Origin of the sequence: Kineococcus indalonis (genome assembly GCF_009906395.1) — a bacterium.
Classification (GTDB): Bacteria; Actinomycetota; Actinomycetes; order Actinomycetales; family Kineococcaceae; genus Kineococcus; species Kineococcus indalonis.
The window spans coordinates 1-1,862 of sequence record NZ_JAAALM010000660.1 but is presented as its reverse complement, the minus strand read 5'-3'; the positions used below and the strand labels follow the sequence as shown (position 1 = coordinate 1,862).

Genomic DNA, 1,862 nt, shown 5'->3' with positions numbered 1-1,862 from the left:
CGGTGTACGTGAAGGACCCCGACCGCACGCGCTCCCCGCCGCCCGCGGCGAGCGCGTGCGGTCCGCTCCCGTGGCGGCGCCCCTCGAACCACACCTCCACCGCCCGGCCCGGGCCGGCGCCGCGCACCTGCCCGCGCAGCTCGGCGTAGTAGTCGTCGTTCTCGTCGCCGTAGCGCTCCCCGCCGCCCCACTCCGCGACCGGCGCCCGGCGCACCGGGCCGCCGTCGACGCGGTAGTTCAGCGTCACGTCGCGCAGGGCGCGCTTGGCCACGACCGCCACCGTCTGCGGGTCGCCGTGCGACACCGAGAACGTGTCGAGGCGGAAGTCCTCGGCCGTGCGCCCCACCACGGAGACGGGGTCGTCCGGGTCGGCCGCCGAGCGCGCCACCGCGAGGGCGAAGGGGACGTTCTTCTCGAACTCCGCGCGCACCAGCGCCTCGTCGTCGGGGAACTCGAAGCCGCTGCCGCACTGCTCGGGCTCCCACGCGTCGCCCTCGACGGAGGCGGCGGCCGCGGCGCAGGTGGACATCTCCGGGGTGAACCCCAGGGTGCCGTGCGCCTCCTGCAGGTGGGAGTCCGTGTCGCCGTTGGTGGTGTACAGCTCGGCGGACAGGTCCGGGTCGTACCCGGGCACGGCGGGGTCGGCGTCGTCGCCCACCATCGCCTCGTAGAGCACGTCGTCCGGGCTGGGCGTGGCCACCTGCCAGCCGATGCCGTGCAGCAGCAGCTCGGCGGCGGAGTGGTAGTTCACGAAGAACTCCGGGGTGATCCGCCCCACGAGCTCGTCCAGGGCCCGCGTCTCCGGCTCCGAGGCCGGCGAGGGGCCGCGGTAGGTCTCGCTCGCCGGGTCCGGTGAGGAGCCCTCGTCGTCGTAGCCCCACCGGGTGGGGAAGTTGCGGTTCAGGTCGACCCCGTCGGCGGGGGTGGTCTCACCGTCGCCGTCGTTGTCGCGCAGGTTCTTGCGCCACAGCCGCTGGCCCTCCTCGAACGAGAAGTCGTAGCCGTCCGGGTTGGCCACCGGCACGAACCACAGCTCGCTGCCCCGCAGCAGCTCCGTGGTCGCCGGGTCGCTGCCGTGGCCGTCCAGCACCCGGTCGAGCAGGCGGCGCACCATCTCCGGGGTGATCCACTCCCGGGCGTGCTGCGCGCCCACGTACACCGTCGCGGGCCTGCTGCCCTCGGGGACCTCGCCGGCGCCGGCGGTGACCCGCACGGCGAGGACCTCCTGGCCGCGCACGCTGCGGCCGAACGGCACGAGCTGCGCGAGGCCGGGGTGCTCGGCGACCTGCTCGCGCAGCTCCTCGGCCAGGCCGCCGGGGCCGGCGTAGCGGCGGAAGACCGGTGCGGCCGGGGCGGCCAGGGTGTCCCGCCGCGGCGCGGCCGCCGGGGCGGGGGCCACGTCCACCCCGCGCGCGGCCAGCCGCCGCGCCTGCTCGCCGCTGAGCACCGCCTCCACGCGCACGGAGCCGGGGGCGGCGCCGGGGCCGGGGTCGGTGAGGACGAGCTCGTGGCGGTCCAGGCCCAGGTCGCTCAGCGCGCCGAGCCCGGCGGCGTCGAGCACCCCGGTGTGCACGGCGAGCCGGTCGGCGCCCGCAGCGCGTGCCGCTCCCGGTGCCGGGCCCGCGTGCGCCGGCGCGACGCCGGCGAGCAGCGGCGCGAGAAGGGCGAGGGCGGAGAGCGCGGTGACGGTGCGACGGCGCATGGCGTCCCCCACGGGAGGTCCGGCTGGCGAGCGGAGCGCCCACGGTCGTCCCGCCGCGCGACGCCTGTCAACGCCTGTCAACGCCCTGCGACTGCCACGTCCCGCGGCCCCGCACCGCGCCGCCCCGCACCGCGCCGCCCCGCACCGCGCTGCCCCGCAC

At 77.6% G+C, this 1,862-nt stretch carries 1 protein-coding gene; it reads right to left on the bottom strand.

Features of this window, described 5'->3' with window-relative positions; translation table 11 throughout:
• On the bottom strand, window positions 1–1,702 hold a 1,702-nt coding region (locus GTR00_RS20010), incomplete at its 3' end, for a M14 family metallopeptidase (RefSeq protein ID WP_166613297.1).
• Window positions 1,703–1,862: the final 160 nt, after the last annotated feature.